The organism is Actinokineospora sp. HUAS TT18, from assembly GCF_051364635.1.
Taxonomy (GTDB): Bacteria; Actinomycetota; Actinomycetes; order Mycobacteriales; family Pseudonocardiaceae; genus Actinokineospora.
The window spans coordinates 1738244-1754518 of record NZ_CP195645.1; the positions used below are offsets into that span (position 1 = coordinate 1738244).

Genomic DNA, 16275 nt, shown 5'->3' on the forward strand with positions numbered 1-16275 from the left:
GTGGGCCAGGGGCATCGCTGTCTCGCTATCGGGTCGACGACAAGCCGCCCCGAGTCTCACCACCCAGCCCCCGTACCGCCAACGGGGTCACACGACCAGGTCACGCCTACAGAACCTGCGACAGGAACCGCCGCAGCCGCGGGCTATCCGGGGAGCCGAAGAACTGGTCCGGCGGCGCCGTCTCTACGACCCGGCCGTGGTCCATGAACGCGACCGCGTCCGCGACCTCCCGCGCGAAGCCCATCTCGTGGGTGACCACGACCATGGTCAACCCCCGACCGGCCAGCCCGGCGATCAGCTCCAGCACGCCCTTCACCAGTTCCGGGTCCAGCGCGCTGGTCGGCTCGTCGAACAGGATGATCTCGGGGTCCATGGCCAGCGCCCGCGCGATCGCCACCCGCTGCTGCTGCCCGCCCGACAGCGCGGCGGGCCGATGGTCGGCCTTGTGCGCCAGGCCGACCTCAGCCAGCCGCGCTTGGGCGATGGACGTCGCCTCAGCCGTGGACAGCTTGCGGACAGACCGGAGCGGCAGCACGAGGTTGTCCAGCACGGTCCGGTGCCCGAACAGGTTGAACTGCTGGAACACCATGCCCACCCGCCGCCGCAGCAAGTCCGGGTTGAGGCCGAGGACGCTCTCGCCTGCGAGCCGGATGTCGCCGGAAGACGGCTCGGCCAAACGGTTCACCGTGCGCAGCAAGGTCGACTTGCCGGAGCCCGAAGGGCCGATCACCACCGTCGTCTGTCCACTCTCGACCGACAGCGAGGCGCCGCGCAGGACGTGGGTGCGGCCGTAGGACAGGTGGACGTCGTCGAGTTCAAGCACGGGCGAGCGCGGGGGTGTCTGCGGTGTCATCGTCACCTCCTTGGACGGGGCGGCCGGTGCGCAGCCTGCGGTCGATGTGGTTGACGAGGTGGGTCAGCGGCACGGTGATCGCCAGGTAGACCAGCCCGGCCGCGACCAGGGGCGACAGGTTGCCCGACGTCGCGGCCGCGTCCTGGCCGATGCGGAACAGGTCGCGCTGGTCGGCCAGCAGGCCCAGGAAGTAGACGAGGCTGGAGTCCTTGATCAACGCGATGAACTGGTTCACCAGCGCGGGCAGCACGCGCCGGATGCCCTGCGGCACCACGACCTTGCCCATCGCGGCGCTGTAGGTCATGCCGAGTGCGCGGGCGGCCTCCAACTGGCCGCGATCGACGCCCTGGATGCCCGAACGGAAGATCTCGCCGATGTACGCCGCGACGACCAGGCTCAGCGCCAAGATGCCCAGCGGGTACGGGTCGGTGCCGAACACCGGCCGCGCCACGATCGCCAGGCCCTGGCCGATCAGCAGGATCGTCACGATCGCGGGCAGCCCGCGGAACAGGTCGGTGTAGACCCGCGCCGGCCAGCGCAGCCACCGGGTCGTCGACAGGCCCATGACCGCCAGCAGCAGGCCGAGCAGGGTGCCGAGCACCGCCGAGGCGCCCGCCAGGATCAGCGTGTTGACCAGTCCGGTCCGCAGCAGCTCCGGCAGCACCTCGGCGATGTGCGACCAGCTGAAGAAGGTCTCGGTCACCGGGGCTTGAACTCGTCGGCGATGGGCGTGCCGGGCAGGAACTGCTCGTGCAGCTTGGCGTAGGTCCCGTCCTGGATGACCGCGGCGAGGCCGGTGTTGAGCTTGTCCTTCAGCGCGTTGTTGCCCTTGCGGACCGCCCACGCCGCCGGGGCCTCGGTGTCGGCGCGCTTGACGACGATCTTCTGCGGGAAGTCGGCGTTGTTGGCGATGTACTTGTCGGCGATGTCGAGCGGCACGATCCACACGTCGAGGCCGCCGGACCTGAGCTGCGCGAACGCCGAGTTGTAGTCCGGGAACCGCACGACCTGCGCGCCGGGGACCTTGCCGCCGGCGAACTCGTCCTGCACGGTGCCCTGCACCACGCCGACCCGCTTGCCCGCGAGGCCGTCGACGCCGGTCACGGTGGTGTCCTGCTTGCCGACGATGGTGGTGTAGCCGACCTCGTAGCCGTTGGTGAAGTCGACGGTGCCGCGGCGCTTCTCGGTCGCCGAGATCGACGAGCTGCCGAGGTCGACCTGGCCGTTGGCGACCTTGGCCAGCAGCGTGGAGAACTCGACGCCGACGAACTCGACCTTGATGCCCTGGCGGTCGGCCACGGCGCGCAGCAGCTCGTTGTCGAAGCCGGTGAACCGGCCGTCCTTGAGGAACACGACGGGTGGGGCGTCGGTGAGGGTGCCGACCTTGATCGTCTGGCCATCGGCTGGCTGGTCGGCCGCCTCCGGGCTGCCGCAGGCGACCAGCGCGGCCGTGGCCGCGCCTGCCAGCGCGAGTACGAGCGTGCGGCGCAGTGCGTTCTTCATTGTTCTCAATCCTGGTTCGATGAGCACCGATCGTTCGGCGCTGACGCTCATCAACCTAGGAAACATCGGCAGATCGGTCGATTGACCATCGAATCGTCCGCATCGTGGGACGCTGGCCGCGTGATGTGGATTACCCTCCGCTGGTCGTGGACTACGCTCCCGAGGCGTGGGGACCATGACCGCCGGTGTGGGGCCGCTGCTGCGGCGGTGGCGCGAACGGCGCCGGATGAGCCAGCTCGACCTGGCCATCGCCGCCGACAGCTCCGCGCGCCACCTCAGCTTCGTGGAGAACGGGCGCAGCAGGCCGAGCCAGGCGATGGTCATGAAGCTCGCCGAGCACCTCGAGGTGCCGGTGCGACAGCGCAATGAGCTGCTGGTCGCCGCGGGCTACGCGCCGGTCTACTCCGAACTGCCCGTCGACGCGCCGGAACTGACCGCCGTCCGCGCCGGGATCGACCGGCTGCTGCGGGCCTACGCGCCGTTCCCGGCGCTGGTGTTCGACGGGACCTACACCGTGATCGCGGCCAACGACGCGGTGACCGACATCCTGCTCGACGGCGTCGCGCCGCATCTGCTGACGCCGCCGCTCAACGTGCTGCGGATCAGCCTGCACCCCGACGGCCTCGCGCCGCGGGTGGTGAACGCCGACCTCTGGCGCAAGCACCTGATCGACCGCCTGGAACGGCAGCTCTCCTGGTCGGACAACCCGGCACTGCGCGCGCTGTTCGACGAGGTGTCGGCCTATCCGGCGGTACCCGGCGTCGCGGGCACCGCCGCCCCGGACCTCGACACGATCGCCCAGCCCCTCCAGTTGGTCCGCAGGGGCGAGATCCTGTCGTTCATCACCACCGCGACCACGTTCAACACCCCGCTGGACGTCACGGTGTCGGAACTCGCCATCGAGGCGTTCATCCCGGCCGACGCGGCCACCGAGCGGGCGCTGGCTAGTTCGCGGCCCTGACCAATGCGTATCGCTGCGCCGCGCCGAAGCCCGCGACGGTGACCGCCTGCAGGAGCGTCCACACCGTACCGACGGTGTTCGCGCCCATCAGCCCGAACACGGCGACGACGACGCTCGCCACGGCCCACACCGCGTTGGCGCCGACGACGAGCCAAGCCGGTCCCCGCGCTGGTGTCGTCGACAGACTCAGCGCGCCGACGCCGATGCCGTAGACCACGAGGAACGCGCCGATGCCGAAGAGCGCGTCGGCCGACACCCCGAGCAGCTCGGCGGTCCACGCGGACGCGAAGAGGTAGATCAGGCCGTTGCCCGAGGTGACGACGGCGTCGAGGGCGAGGAATCGGCGCAACAGGGTGCTGGGCGGAAGCTGGGTGATGGTCATGGCCACAGCCTGCCCAGGTCTGGGCCGGGGCGCGATTACCTGCCAGGTAATACTCAGGGCAGCAGCAGGCCCCAGTAGGCCGCCCACGGCACGAAGACCACCGATCCCGCCACGAGAATGGCCAGCCGAAGCCGCGTCGACCCGCCGAGGGCACGCCGTTCCCGGTACCACGCCGCCGCCGTCGCGGCCGACGCCACCAGGGCCACGAGCGTCACCGCTTGGAGCACCAGCCAGACCACCGGCCTGCCGAGCATCACCGGCCCGATGCCGATCGCGCCAGTCTGCACGATGCGGAACAGGTAGAACAGCGTGCCCAGCACGACCACCAGCCCACTCACCACCAGCAGCCGCGCGGGCAGCCGGACCGGCAGCTCCGTGCGCCGACCCCGGACCCGGCGGACCAGCGCGCTGACCGGATACGCGAGGAAAGCCAGCAGCATCAACAGAATCGACGCCACATGCGGCCAGACCGCCTCGTACCAGGCGGGCGGCGGCACCGCCGCGCTGAGCGACGGCTGTGCCGGCGGCGGGTCCACGCCGGTCGCGGGCCCCGCGGCGAGACCGTTGATCCACGACGTCACCAGGTCGAGGTAGCCGGGCGCGAAGTCCCCTTTGGACTTGTCGTAGCCGTCGGCGCTGTGGCGCAGGTTGTGGTTGGCGTCCTTGACGACGCGCAGCGAGTAGCGGGTGTTGCCGCCGGTGTCCAGCGCCTGTTTGAACGCGGTGAGGCTCTCGCCGGGGGCGGTCGAGCGGTCGTGGTCGGCGAACACCCCGAGCAGCGGCTGCCGCACCTTGGTCAACGTAGCTAGCGGATCGTGCCCGGTGTCGCCGAACAGGCCCGCGGACATCAGCAGCCTGCTGAGGTTCGAGCCGATGGGCGGGATCAAGCGGTCCGCGACGCCCGCGTGGGACAGGTGAGCCCGGTTGCTCCACAGTTGCGTGCGGCCGGTGTCCAGCCCGCTGGCCGCCACCGTCACCACGAACCCGACTTCGGCGGACCGCGTCGCGGCCAGTGGCGCGACCCACCCGCCCTGGCTGTGGCCCCACAGCCCGACCCGCGCCGGGTCCACCTCCGGCTGCGCCCGCAACGCGCGCAGGCCCGCGATCGCGTCGTCGGCCAAGTCCGCGAACTGGCTGGTGGCCCGGGAATAGCCCGCACGCTTGTCGTAGACGAGGACCACGATCCCGGCCCGGGCGAACGCCTCCGCCTCGGCCCGGTAGGCGTCGCGGGACACCGCGCCCGCGCCCGCCACCATGACGACCCCGGGCCGGTTCGTCGGCTTGCCGGGCGGGGTGATGATGGTGCCGTGCAGCGTGACGCCACCGTTGGCGAAGTCGATCTCGGTGGACAGCATGCCCGGCTCGGCGGACGCCGGAGCGGGGACCAACGCCAGGATCATGGCCACCAAGATCGGCTTTAACACGAGTGCACTCCTGTCACCGGACGCCGGGGTCCGGGAACGCGATGAAGCGCGCCAACACGGTGCGCGCGCCGGGCTTCTCGAGGCCCTGCTGGTACTTCTTCAGCAGCGCCAGATAGTCGTCGTAGAAGGCCGCCAGGTCGGCGAGGTCGACGCGCAGCGAGCCGCGGGAGAACGGAACCGCGTCCGCCCATTCCCCCAGGTCGTCTTTGCGCTCCTGGAACCGGGCGAAGGTCGCCACGTCCTCGGCGAACCACAGGCCGCCCAGTTCCGCGACGGCGGTGCGCATCTCGGGAGTCCGCGCGCCGAACCGGACATCCCTGGGCACCTTGCGCCACCAGCGCTCCCGGCCGGCCGACCGCTCCGGGATCTCCTCGACGAACCCGTGGTCGGCCAGGACGCGCAGGTTGTAGCTCGTGCCGCCGGTGGTGATCCCGAGCCTGCCCGCCAGCGTGGTCGAGGTCGCCTCGCCGACGATGTCGAGCTCGCGGAGGATGCGCTGGCGCACCGGGTTCGCGAGGGCCTTGGCGGTGCCGACATCGGCGTGTTCGGGATCGGGCATGTTTGCACGATATCTCATGCATGACTTCTCGTGCAGAGAAGTGTCCACGCGGCTCCCGCGATGGCCAGCGCGGCGGCCGCCCCGAACGCCCACGGGATGCCCGCGGCCTGGGCGACCAGGCCCAGCAGGATCGGCCCGCCGCCGAGCCCGAGGTCGATGAACGCGCTCGCCGTCCCCGACGCCGCGCCCCGCTCACTGGGCCGCGCGGTGGCGAAGATGGCGGCGAAGAACGCGGGCGTGCTGAACGTGACCCCCAGCGCCAACAAGATCACCCCGATCATCAACCCCGTGGGCGTCGCCCACGCCGCCGCGATTACGAGCCCCACGCTGATCAAGCACAGCGCCGCCGCCCCCACCCGCAGCGGCGGGAACCGGTCGGACACCTTGGCGAACACGACCCGGCTGACCACCACGACCAGTCCGTAGACGAACAGTGGCACACTCGCGCGCGCCATCCCGACCGCTTCGGCGTGCAGCGCGACGAAAGTCAGAAAACCGCCGATCGCGGCCAGCGCGGTGAAGAACCCGATCCCGGGCGCGATGGCCTTGCGGTGGATCAGCTTCCGCGGGCCCTCTGGCGCCGGCTCGTCCGACCGCGTCTCACCGACGAGCAGCACGAGCGCCGCCGAAAGCGCCGAGACCAGCCCGGCACCGATCCACGCCCAGGTGAACCCGAAAGACTCCACCAGCAGCTCACCCAGCGGCGGACCGAACGCCAGCCCCAGGTAGAGCCCGAGCGAGTTGTAGCTCAGCGCCTCCCCCAGCCGATCGGGCGGAGCGAGGTCGGCCAGCGCGGCGAACCCGGCGACGAGGAACCCCGCCTCGGCAACGCCCAACAGCAGCCGCAGCAGCACGACCAGCGGCAACGAGTCCACGACAGCGGTCAGCATCAGCGCGACGGCGGCGAGCAGGGCACCACCGATGAGCAGCGGCCGCCTGCCCCAGGTGTCCGCGAGCCTGCCCGCGAACGGCCGCAGGATCAGCGCCGACACCGCGAACGCGCCGAAGGCAAGCCCGGCCCCCGCCCGGTTCCCGCCAACGGGCCCGGTGACGTAGAGCGGCAGTGTGTAGACCGCGATGCCGACCGCGACGAAGTACCCGAGCTCCCCGACGCTGAGCAGCAAGAACGGCCTGGTGAGCAGCCTGCCGGTGGTCATCACACCAGCGTGGGCGAACCCGCGCGGCCGCGCCATGGGCCGATCTACCCGTTTCCCTCGGGCACACTGGTCTGGACCTTTGCGGGAAGGAGCCACGATGCGCGGGACGACCGTGCTGCCGGGAACGCCGTGCCAGACGCCCAGGGTGGGGGAACCGCCGATGCACCGGCTGGAGGTGCCGGTGGCCGACGCGCCGCCGTTCGCGATGGGGACGTTCGACACGATCGGGCCGATGTCGCGGGCGGACTTCCCGCACCGGCACACCTTCCACGAGGTCGTCCACGTGACCGCCGGGACCGGCACCCATGTCGTCGACCTCGCGCGGTGGGCACTGCGGCCGCCGCACCTCGGTGTGATCACGCCGGGGCAGGTGCACCACTGGGAGAACGCGCGCGGCCTGGACGGGACCGTCATCCTGTTCACCGACGACTTCCTCCTGGACTACCCGGACGACCGCGAACTCCTGCGACTGCTGAGTGAACGCCCATGGCTGGCGCTGGATCTGACCGCGCACGCGTCCACCGCGGCCTTGATCGCCGAACTCGACGCGGAGTACCGGACCGAAGCGGACCCGTCGGTTCTGGGCGCGCTGCTGCACATCCTGATCGTTCGCGCGTCCCGACTGGCACGGACTTCGCCGCCCGCCCCGGCGCGCGGGCGGGTCGCCGAGGAATTCGCCCGTCTCACGGCGCGCGACGCGCTGTGGAGCGTGCGGGATTACGCCGAGCGAATCGGGGTCACCCCCGGGTATCTCACCGAGGCGGTTCGGGCCGCGACCGGGCGGACGGCGGCGCAGCTCGTCCGGGAGACGCGGGTGCGTGAGGCCAAGCGGTTGTTGGCACGGACTGATCTCACCGTGCGGCAGGTCGCGGACCGGGTGGGGTTCGCCGACCCTGCTTATTTCTGTCGCTTTTTTCGTCGGGAGACCGGCGCCAGCCCCGGCGAGTTCCGGCGGACAACTGGCAACGGCGCCCCCGGCTTTCACCACGACTGACCGACCAAGTCCATCGCCGCTGCCGGTCCTGCTGCCTAGCTTTGTGGTGATTGTCCAACCCACAAGGAGTAGACATGGAAGACAGGCTGGTCAGCCGGAAGACTGTTCTCCATGCGGCTTTGGCCGCTGGTGTCGCCGTGCCGATCGCGCTCGTCGGGGTTCCGGCGCTGGCCAGGACCAACGCGGCGAACGGGACCGTTCCGGAGCTGACGCCGATGTGCGACGACGGGGACGACCCGACTCCGCCGCAGACGGAAGGTCCTTATTTCAAGCCGAATTCGCCGTCGCGGACGAACATCGTTCCTGCTGGGGCGGGCGGTGTGAGGCTGTCGGTGACGGGGTATGTGTTCGGGCTGTCGTGCCTGCCGCTGGCGAACGTGCTGATGGACTTTTGGCAGGCTGACGCGAACGGTGCTTACGACAACAGTGGGTATCGCTTCCGGGGGCATCAGTTCACGAACGCTCAGGGGGCTTTCACTCTGACGACGCTGTTTCCCGGCCTCTACCCCGGTCGGACGCGGCACATCCATGTGAAGGTGCAGGCGCCTGGGCGGCCGGTGCTCACCACGCAGCTGTACTTTCCGAACGAACCGCGGAACAACACTGATCCGATCTTCGACTCTCGGCTGCTGATGACTGTCCGCGATTCGGGGGGTGCCAAGCAGGCTAGTTTCGACTTCGTTCTGAACGTTCCGCAGAATCCGCCGACGAGTACCACTCCCCCGACTACGACGACGGCGCCTGGGGGTACGTGGGCGGTTGGCACGGCTTACGCGGTGGGGGCGCGGGTTACCTACGGCGGGCGTGGATACGTCTGTTTGCAGGGGCATGTTGCTCAGGTGGGATGGGAGCCGCCTAACACTCCTGCGCTGTGGCGGGCCGCGTAGGTGCTTTCGGGTTGCGATGGTTGGGGCCGCACCATCGGGTGAAGCTGCTCAGGCGCGGGGTACAGGCTTGGGTGGGTGGCAGGTCGGGGGTGGGGTTGACCAGCCTTGAAGCGGGGTATCCACCCGCGATGAGCACAACCGCGAGAGAAGTCCGGGAGAACCCTGCCTTACAAGTGGCGGGCAGGATCGGCATGCTCTTCTATGGCGCCGTCCATATCTTGATCGCCTGGCTGGCGCTGCAGGTGATTATGGGGGATCAAGCCCAAACGGACTCCAAAGGTGCCCTGGCCGAGATCGCCTCGACCACTGCGGGGCCCGTCCTTCTCTGGACCCTCGCCCTCGGCCTGTTCCTCTTCGCCCTCTGGCAGATCACCGAAGCCGCGGTCGGCTTCACCTACATCACCAAGACCCGCAAACGGACGGGTCGACGTATTGGCGCTCTCGCTCGAACCATCACCGCGACCCTCATCGGTATCGCGGCCGTCCAGTTCGCCGTCGGGTCCGGGTCCACGGACAGCACCGGTCAGCAGCAGGCCCTGACCGCGAAGGTCTTGGCGTTGCCGTACGGCCAGTTCCTGGTGGCCGCGGTCGCCGTCGGGATTCTCGTCACGGCGTTCATCGTGTTGCGCAAAGGGATCAAGCACACGTTTGAGCAGGATCTCGACATGTCCACGCTCCCCGACGGGAGTCAGCGCTGGGTCAAGCGGATCGGCCGCGTCGGGTGGACCGGTAAGGGCCTGGCCTACGCCGTCATCGGGGTCCTGGTCGGGACCGCCGCCTTCACGGCCGACCCGGAGGACTCCGGTGGCCTGGACAAGGCGCTCCACACCCTGGCGGGCGAGCCCTACGGCATCGTGCTGCTGGTCCTCATCGCCGTAGGGCTGGCCGCCTTCGGGGTGTACTGCTTCGCCGCGGCGCGGGCGCACCGGGTGTGAGGGTCAGACGACGGCGTCGCTGTCCTCGTCGTCGTCTTCGACCAAGGACCACTTGAGCTGGAACTCGATCTCTTCCTCGTCGTCGCCGCGTTCGTGTTCGATGGAGAACTGGGCGCGGACGGGGACGCGGATGCGTTCGCCCGCGATCTGGATGCGGAACGAAGTTCCCGACTCCAGTGCGTCGGCCAGCCTGCGCAGCTTCGCGACGACGTCATCGGTGGAGTAGATCTTCTCGACGTCCCGTGTCTCGGCCATGTGTCCTCCCGGTTCGATCAGTTCGGGCGACATTCAATCGGGTCGCGACGGCGAGCGCGGCGGCGGCTCCCACCACGAACGGCGCGCGCGGGCCTGCCACGTCGGCCAGGGTCGCGGCCACGGGGCCGCCGCACGCGGTTCCGCCGAGCAGCACCGCCGAGAACAGCGCCATCACGCGGCCGGTCATGGACGGGTCGGCGGTCTGCAGGGTCGCGATCACCGCGGCGATGATCAGCGACCACGCAAGCCCGATCCCGCCGATCCCGACCAGGACGACCGGCGCGACGGGCGCGGCGGCGGTCAGGCCCGAGGAGGCGGCCATGAGCAGCGTCGCCCACGGCAGCATGCGCGGCCCGGGACGGCCGTGGACCGCGGCGGCCACCGTGCCGACCAGTCCGCCCGCGGTGAGCACCGTGAACGCGGTCCCCACCAGCCCCGCGCCGCCGTCCCGTACGAGAGTCGGCACCGACACCTGAACGGTGAACGCGAACGTCCCGATCGTCCCCAGCACGACCATCGCGCCACGCAGCACCGGAGTCCGCCACACGTAGCGCAGCCCTTCGCGGATCTGGCCGGGTGCGCGCCGGACCCGCGGTGACTCGGGGACGCGGATGGTCAGCAGCAACACGATGTCGAGCAGGAACGACAGCGCGTTGAGGCCGAAGGTCGCGCTGACGCCGACGGTCGTGATCATCGCGGCGCCGATGGCGGTGCCAGTGGTCATGCCGACCAACAGCACCGTCCCCGTCAGCGCCGACGCGCTCGCCGCGAGGTCCGCGGGCACGAGCATCGGCACCAGCGCCCGCCTGGCCGGGGTGTCGAGTGCGTTCACCACGCCCCACACCCCGGCCAGGACGTAGATCAGCGGCAAGGTCAGGTCGGCCAGCGCGAAGTACAGGGCGACCAGGCCGAGGCCGGCCTCGGCCAGGATCAGCAGCCGCCGCCGGTCATGGCGGTCCACGACGGCGCCGAACCACGGTCCGAAGAGGACACTGGGCAGGAACTGCAGCGCCACCACCCAGCCAAGCGCGCGCGGGTCGAGTTCGACCACGACCCAGGCCAGCGCGACGACCTGCGCCCACGAGCACGTCACCGAGGGCAGCTGCCCGAGAACGTAGACCCGGAACGACCGGACGCGCAGCGCGCGGATGGCGGGGTGGGTGGACATCAGATCAGACTCGCGGCCGCGGCGACGGCCAGCGCCACGCCGAAGATGTACGTCCCGGCCGCGCCACCGAAGCGGAGTTTGGTCTCGACGTTGAGGCTGCCCGCGCTGATCAAGCCGTAGGCGTGGGCCAGTCGGGCGATGGTCGCGCCCACGATCAGCGGGATCGCCACCCAGTCCGGGCTGCGCGCGCCGACGAGCAGGAACAGCACGATCAGCGTCGGGACGTACTCGGCGGCGTTGCCGTGGGCGCGGATCGCGACGAAGAGCTTGTCGTCGGGACTGAGGTCGAACTGGCTGCGACCCTCCTTGTGCGCCTTGCCGCGGTTGATGGAGACGTTGAGTCCCAAGATGAACACCGCGGACGCGAGGATCGCGGTGCAGATGATGGCGGTGGTCATGCTGATCTCCGTTCTTCGCGCGTGTCGAGCACGCTGTCGATCAAGTCGGCGCAGAGGGTCCAGCCGAGCAGCGCGTCGGCTTTGCGGAGCGCCCCCACGCTGGTGAGGTTGACTTCGATGAGGTGCGGGCCGATGACGTCGAGCCCGACCGTGTGCAGGCCGTTGACCAGCAGCGTCGGCGCCAGGCGGGCGCAGATCTCGCGGTCGCGCGCGGTGATCGGCGCCTTCGTCGACGGGTGGCCGATGCGGAAGTCGCCGTCGGCCGGGAACCGGTAGACCGCGCCCACCGGCTCCCCCGCGACCACGAACAGCCGCTTGTTCCCCGATTCCACCTCGCTCAGGTACCGCTGCACGATCACGGCGTGCCTGCCGTGGTCGGTGGACAGCTCGATGAGCGAAGGCAGGTTCGGGTCGGCGAGGTCGAGCCGCAGCACGCCGCGGCCGGAGAAGCCGTCGACCGGCTTGACGACCGCCGGGCCGTGTGCGGCGAGGAACTCGCGGATGGTGTGCTCGGCGGCGGTGACCACGGTCGGCGGGATCAGGTCCGGGAACCGCAGCGGCAGCAGGTGTTCGCTGCACGCCCGGATGCCGCGCGGGTCGTTCACCATCACGGTGCGCGCCGGGTCGACCAGGTCGAGGACGAAGGTCGCGGTGGTGTAGGTCTGGTCGACCGGCGGCTCGGTGCGGATGAACACCGCGTCGGCGTCGTCGACCCAGATCGGCCGCGTGGCCACGACGGTCAACCACGGGTCGGGCACGGTCCACCGGACCCCGCCGACCGGCCGGGTCGGGGCCAGCCGCACCTGCCGGGCCGCCGCGCGGGCGCGCCCGTCGACGGCTTCGAGGTGACCTGCCTCGGTCACCCAGACCTCGGCGCCGCTCGCCTGCGCGGCGTGCATCAGGCCGACCGTGGTGTCGATACTCGCGTCGAGCGACTCAAGCGGATCGGCGACGAAGACGACCCTCATGACACACCTCCGCGCACGATCTGTCGCGTTTGGACAATGGACAGCAGCTCCGCCGACTCGGGCGAGTAGCCTGCGGCGGCCTCGCTCCAGGCGCGCTGTTGGTCGGTGAGCCGCGGTGACAGCAGGTCGAGCGCGTCGCGGCGGGCGCGGGCGTCGGTCAGCAGCGTCACCACGGCCCGCACCGCCTCACCGATCCGGTCGACCGGCTGGGCGTCGAGGTAGCGGACCTCCAGGTAGCCGCCGCGCGGCCGGACCGGGGGGAACAGCGTGGTCAGGTGGTAGGCCGGGTCGGCGGTCTCGGGGATCGCCAGCCGGGGCGCGGCGGCGGCGAACGCGGTGTACGCGCCTTGCGGATCGGCGGGGTCGAGGTGACGGCCGTCGTAGCCGGTGCGCCGCAGGTCGACGCCCTGCCAGATGCGGGTCCGGGCGCCGTCGACGCCCGCGGGCCGCCCGTCCAGGCTCGGCGAGTTGGCGAAGGCGGCGGCCAGCGGCGGACCGGCGAGGTTCGCCACCAGCCACTGCTCCCGCCCCGCCGCCCCCGGCAGCAGGTCGACGGCGACCTGCAGCGACGCGGTGAGCCGCATCATCCGCCTGCCGTCGGGCCCGACCTCGTCGAACGCCCGCTGCATCGCCACGTACCGCGGCAGCGGCGTGCGCAGCGGCACGTCGTCGCAGTCGTGGTACGGGTTGGTGCCGACCGACTCCAGCCGCACACCCCGCCCGTCTGCGATCGCCGACGCCTGGAACAACAGGGCCCGCAGGTCACGCACGAGCGCGTCCACCGACCGCCTCGGCGGCGGGCTGAGTTCGAGCTGCCCACCTGGCTCGAACGTCGGGACCGCGGACCGCACGAAGTCGGGGGTGAACCCGGCGCGCAGCACGGCCGGGTCGACCGGGCGCGGGTCGGCGGTGTCGGTGACCGCGATCAGCTCGACCTCGGCGCCCACCCGTCCTGGCCGGTGGGCCGGGGTGAACAGCCGCTCGACTGCTTGGCTCAGCTTCATGCGGCCACGCTCCCGCGATCACTCGGCGTCCACCTCCGTGGAGGTACGCAACCGCGGTACTGATACGTGTCTCATCCCTGACCCCGCGGCGGCAATGCCGCGGGCGACGTCGAATCGCAGGAGTGTCCGCTGAGGGTGAACTCGTCGCGAGATCAACCGCGGCGGGCGCACACTGGAGGCAATGAAATGAAGTAATCGAGGGGCGGTGGTCGACGTGTCCGAAGACCTCGAACCAGTGCTGCCCACCGAGGCCGAGGCCCTCGACGCCTATTCGCGCACGGTCAGCGCGGTCGCCGCCACCATCACCCAGCAGGTCGCGGCCGTGCGGCTGGACCAGGGCAGCGGGTCGGCCGTCATCTTCGACGAGCTGTCGAGCCTCATCACCAACGCGCACGTCGTCGGCTCGGCCAGGTCGGGCACGGTCACCTTCGCCGACGGCGCCGAGGCCGGGTTCGTCGTGGTCGGCCGCGACGCGCTCTCCGACCTCGCGGTCCTGCAGGTCGACGGCGAGACCCCGCCGCCAGCCCGGTTCGGCGACGCGGACCGGCTGGTCGTGGGCCAGCTCGTGGTGGCCGTCGGCAACCCGCTCGGCCTCGCGGGCTCGGTGACGGCGGGCGTGGTCAGCGCGCTCGGCCGGGCGCTGCCGGTCCGGCAGGGGCGCACCGGCCGGGTGATCGAGAACGTGATCCAGACCGACGCCGCCCTCAACCCCGGCAACTCGGGCGGCGCGCTCGCCGACTCGGCCGGGCGGGTGGTCGGGATCAACACCGCCGTCGCCGGGTTCGGCCTCGGCCTGGCCGTCCCGGTGAACGCCACGACGCTGCGGATCATCCACACCCTGCTCGCCGACGGCCGCGTCCGCCGCGCCTACCTCGGCGTGGTCGGCGTCCCCGCTCCCCTGCCCGACGACGTCGCCGACCGCACCGGCCAGCGCGCCGGGCTGCGGGTGGTGGAGGTGGTCGCGGGCGGGCCCGCCGCGCGCGCCGGACTGCGCGCGGGTGATCTCGTGCTGACCGTCGGCCGGGTGCAGGTGCACGACGCGCAGGGCATCCAGCGTCAACTGTTCGGCGAGGCGATCGGCCTGGACCTGCCGATCACCGTCCTGCGGAACGGCGCCATGGTCGATGTCTATGCGGTACCCACCGAGCTTTCAGCCGGCTGAGCCTGCCCGGACTCACATGGCGGTGGGGACCACCAAGTGCTCTCGAATCTGTCGGACCCTGCCGTTACGGTCGTCGTCGTGGAACGCCATGATCGGTTGACGCGCTTCGGGCGGATGGTGGAGTTGGGCACGGCTGAGACCGGCAAATCCGGATGAGCACGGCGGTTGTGGTGCACGCTTATCGGTTCGCATTGGATCCGACACCCACGCAAGTCCGCGATCTGCGACGGCACGCTGGGGCGGCCCGGTTCGCGTTCAACTGGGCGTTGGCGCGGGTAAGCGCGAACATCGAACAGCGACAGGCGGAACGGTCCTACGGCCTTGACGACGACTGTCTCACCCCGGCGCTGGGGTGGAACTTGCCAGCGTTGCGGCGCGCTTGGAATCGCGCCAAGAGCGAGGTCGCGCCGTGGTGGGGCGAGTGTTCGAAGGAGGCGTTCAACACCGGGCTGGACGGCGTGGCCCGCGCGTTGAAGAACTTCGGCGACTCCAGGTCGGGCAAGCGCGCAGGCGGCAAGGTCGGATTTCCCCGGTTCAAGTCCCGCCGCCGCACCGTGCCGAGTGTGCGGTTCACCACCGGGGTGCTCCGGGTCGAATCCGATCGACACCATGTCACCCTGCCGAGGGTGGGGCGGATCAAGACGCACGAGTCCACGAGGAAACTGGCGCGCCGCCTGGAGGCCGGTACCGCCCGGATCCTGTCGGCCACGGTGCGCCGCGAGGCGACCCGGTGGTACTGCTCGTTCACCGTCGAGGTCGAGCGTGCACAGCGCACGCCTGCCAGGCCCGCGCTGCGGGCCGGGGTGGACGTGGGCATCGCCAACCTGGCTGTGAGCTCCACAGGTGAGTGCGTGCCCAATCCGCGACACCTGACTGCGGCGCTGCGCGCACTGCGGAAGGTCTCGCGGACCCTGTCGCGTCGTCACGGTCCGGACCGACGCACCGGGGCTTGTCCGTCGAAACGCTGGGAGCGCGCACGCCACAAGGTCAACCGCCTGCACACCCGGGTCGCCAACCAGCGCAAGGACGGGCTGCACAAACTCACCACCGCCCTGGCAGCCACCTACGGCACGGTCGTCGTCGAAGATCTCCACGTCGCAGGCATGCTGAAAAACCGGAAGCTGGCTCGGCACCTGGCCGACGCCGGGTTCGCCGAGATCCGTCGCCAACTCGCGTACAAGACGGCCTGGAACGGTGGCCGACTCGAGGTCGCCGACCGCTGGTTCCCCTCTTCCAAGACCTGTTCGGCCTGCCAGACGGTGAAACCCAAACTGTCCCTGGCCGTCCGAACGTTCACCTGCGATGCCTGCGGTCTCACGCTCGACCGGGACCTCAACGCCGCGATCAACCTCAAGCAGTACGTCGCCCGGAGTGGCCGGGAGACGGTAAACGGACGTGGAGCCGACCAGAAGACCGAGTCCAGCTCGGCAGGCGGCTGTGAAGCGTCCACCCCGCGCCACCCAGGTGGGCAAGACGGGGACCGCCCGCAGGCAACGGCGGGCTGCGAGACATGAACCACCAGAGTTCCCTCACTCGCAACGGCGCGTCTAGGGTTCCGTCGAGCATGCCTCCGGGACTGGTCCGAGAGACGCAGGCAAGGCGGCAGCCTTGTTCCACGGCGGGACAAAAGCCCGGGAGGCCACACCTGGCCCCGAGCCGTACCCG

Annotated in this window: 18 protein-coding genes and 1 riboswitch; of the genes, 6 read left to right on the forward strand and 12 right to left on the reverse strand. The window is 70.6% G+C overall.

From position 1 onward, the window contains the following. Positions 1–106: 106 nt before the first annotated feature. Genes ACSHT8_RS07585 through ACSHT8_RS07595 form a run of 3 tightly spaced genes read right to left on the reverse strand, consistent with a single transcriptional unit; the run spans position 107 to position 2356 of the window. On the reverse strand, positions 107–853 hold the full coding sequence (locus ACSHT8_RS07585) for an amino acid ABC transporter ATP-binding protein (protein WP_436499067.1): 747 nt from the start codon (positions 851–853) through the stop codon (positions 107–109). Further along, on the reverse strand, positions 816–1556 hold the full coding sequence (locus ACSHT8_RS07590) for an amino acid ABC transporter permease (RefSeq protein ID WP_436499069.1): 741 nt from the start codon (positions 1554–1556) through the stop codon (positions 816–818). The genes ACSHT8_RS07585 and ACSHT8_RS07590 overlap by 38 nt, the downstream gene beginning before the upstream one ends. After that, the gene (locus ACSHT8_RS07595; RefSeq protein WP_436499071.1) at positions 1553–2356 is read right to left on the reverse strand and encodes an ABC transporter substrate-binding protein; all 804 of its coding nucleotides are present in this window, start codon (positions 2354–2356) and stop codon (positions 1553–1555) included. The genes ACSHT8_RS07590 and ACSHT8_RS07595 overlap by 4 nt, the downstream gene beginning before the upstream one ends. Positions 2357–2531: 175 nt before the next feature. On the opposite strand from ACSHT8_RS07595, the gene ACSHT8_RS07600 reads away from it, so the two are divergent. Continuing rightward, entirely contained in the window at positions 2532–3317 is a 786-nt protein-coding gene (locus ACSHT8_RS07600) for a helix-turn-helix transcriptional regulator (RefSeq protein ID WP_436502009.1), read from the forward strand. Here ACSHT8_RS07600 and ACSHT8_RS07605 read toward each other — a convergent pair. The 4 genes from ACSHT8_RS07605 to ACSHT8_RS07620 are packed head-to-tail and all read right to left on the reverse strand — an operon-like array spanning position 3301 to position 6839. After that, positions 3301–3699: a hypothetical protein gene (locus tag ACSHT8_RS07605; RefSeq protein ID WP_436499073.1), complete on the reverse strand. Its 399-nt coding sequence runs from the start codon at positions 3697–3699 to the stop codon at positions 3301–3303. The two genes, ACSHT8_RS07600 and ACSHT8_RS07605, sit on opposite strands and share 17 nt — an antisense overlap. Positions 3700–3752: 53 nt before the next feature. Next, a complete protein-coding gene (locus ACSHT8_RS07610; protein WP_436499075.1) occupies positions 3753–5099 on the reverse strand; it encodes an alpha/beta hydrolase family protein in 1347 nt (448 codons plus the stop codon). 37 nt (positions 5100–5136) lie between these two features. After that, complete coding sequence (locus ACSHT8_RS07615; RefSeq protein WP_436499077.1) at positions 5137–5682, reverse strand: ArsR/SmtB family transcription factor; 546 nt, start codon at positions 5680–5682, stop codon at positions 5137–5139. A gap of 14 nt (positions 5683–5696) precedes the next feature. Then, on the reverse strand, positions 5697–6839 hold the full coding sequence (locus tag ACSHT8_RS07620; RefSeq protein WP_436499079.1) for an MFS transporter: 1143 nt from the start codon (positions 6837–6839) through the stop codon (positions 5697–5699). A 97-nt stretch (positions 6840–6936) separates the two neighbouring features. On the opposite strand from ACSHT8_RS07620, the gene ACSHT8_RS07625 reads away from it, so the two are divergent. The 3 genes from ACSHT8_RS07625 to ACSHT8_RS07635 all read left to right on the forward strand — a co-directional run bounded on the left by ACSHT8_RS07625 (position 6937) and on the right by ACSHT8_RS07635 (position 9655). Continuing rightward, positions 6937–7833, forward strand: coding sequence for an AraC family transcriptional regulator (locus ACSHT8_RS07625; protein ID WP_436499081.1), 897 nt, complete (start codon positions 6937–6939; stop codon positions 7831–7833). Between the two features lie 74 nt (positions 7834–7907). Then, entirely contained in the window at positions 7908–8720 is an 813-nt protein-coding gene (locus ACSHT8_RS07630; protein WP_436499083.1) for a carbohydrate-binding protein, read from the forward strand. Between the two features lie 191 nt (positions 8721–8911). Further along, positions 8912–9655: a DUF1206 domain-containing protein gene (locus ACSHT8_RS07635; protein ID WP_436499085.1), complete on the forward strand. Its 744-nt coding sequence runs from the start codon at positions 8912–8914 to the stop codon at positions 9653–9655. A 3-nt stretch (positions 9656–9658) separates the two neighbouring features. Here the strand turns inward: ACSHT8_RS07635 and ACSHT8_RS07640 are convergent, their stop codons facing one another. The 5 genes from ACSHT8_RS07640 to ACSHT8_RS07660 are packed head-to-tail and all read right to left on the reverse strand — an operon-like array spanning position 9659 to position 13448. Further along, the gene (locus ACSHT8_RS07640) at positions 9659–9910 is read right to left on the reverse strand and encodes an amphi-Trp domain-containing protein (RefSeq protein ID WP_436499086.1); all 252 of its coding nucleotides are present in this window, start codon (positions 9908–9910) and stop codon (positions 9659–9661) included. Further along, entirely contained in the window at positions 9867–11078 is a 1212-nt protein-coding gene (locus tag ACSHT8_RS07645; RefSeq protein WP_436499088.1) for an MFS transporter, read from the reverse strand. The genes ACSHT8_RS07640 and ACSHT8_RS07645 overlap by 44 nt, the downstream gene beginning before the upstream one ends. Further along, positions 11078–11476 (reverse strand): MAPEG family protein, encoded by a 399-nt coding sequence (locus tag ACSHT8_RS07650; RefSeq protein WP_436499090.1) that lies wholly within the window; start codon positions 11474–11476, stop codon positions 11078–11080. The genes ACSHT8_RS07645 and ACSHT8_RS07650 overlap by 1 nt, the downstream gene beginning before the upstream one ends. Next, complete coding sequence (gene gshB / locus ACSHT8_RS07655; RefSeq protein WP_436499092.1) at positions 11473–12444, reverse strand: glutathione synthase; 972 nt, start codon at positions 12442–12444, stop codon at positions 11473–11475. Before gshB ends, ACSHT8_RS07650 begins: the two co-directional genes overlap by 4 nt. Continuing rightward, positions 12441–13448: a glutamate-cysteine ligase family protein gene (locus tag ACSHT8_RS07660; protein WP_436499094.1), complete on the reverse strand. Its 1008-nt coding sequence runs from the start codon at positions 13446–13448 to the stop codon at positions 12441–12443. The genes gshB and ACSHT8_RS07660 overlap by 4 nt, the downstream gene beginning before the upstream one ends. Before the next feature lie 214 nt (positions 13449–13662). Here ACSHT8_RS07660 and ACSHT8_RS07665 point away from each other — a divergent pair, with 214 nt between their 5' ends. Both ACSHT8_RS07665 and tnpB read left to right on the forward strand, forming a co-directional pair. Further along, complete coding sequence (locus ACSHT8_RS07665; RefSeq protein WP_436499096.1) at positions 13663–14610, forward strand: S1C family serine protease; 948 nt, start codon at positions 13663–13665, stop codon at positions 14608–14610. 152 nt (positions 14611–14762) lie between these two features. After that, entirely contained in the window at positions 14763–16124 is a 1362-nt protein-coding gene (gene tnpB, locus ACSHT8_RS07670) for an IS607 family element RNA-guided endonuclease TnpB (protein WP_436499098.1), read from the forward strand. 22 nt (positions 16125–16146) lie between these two features. After that, a riboswitch (guanidine-I (ykkC/yxkD leader) is annotated at positions 16147–16250 on the forward strand. Positions 16251–16275 lie beyond the last annotated feature (25 nt).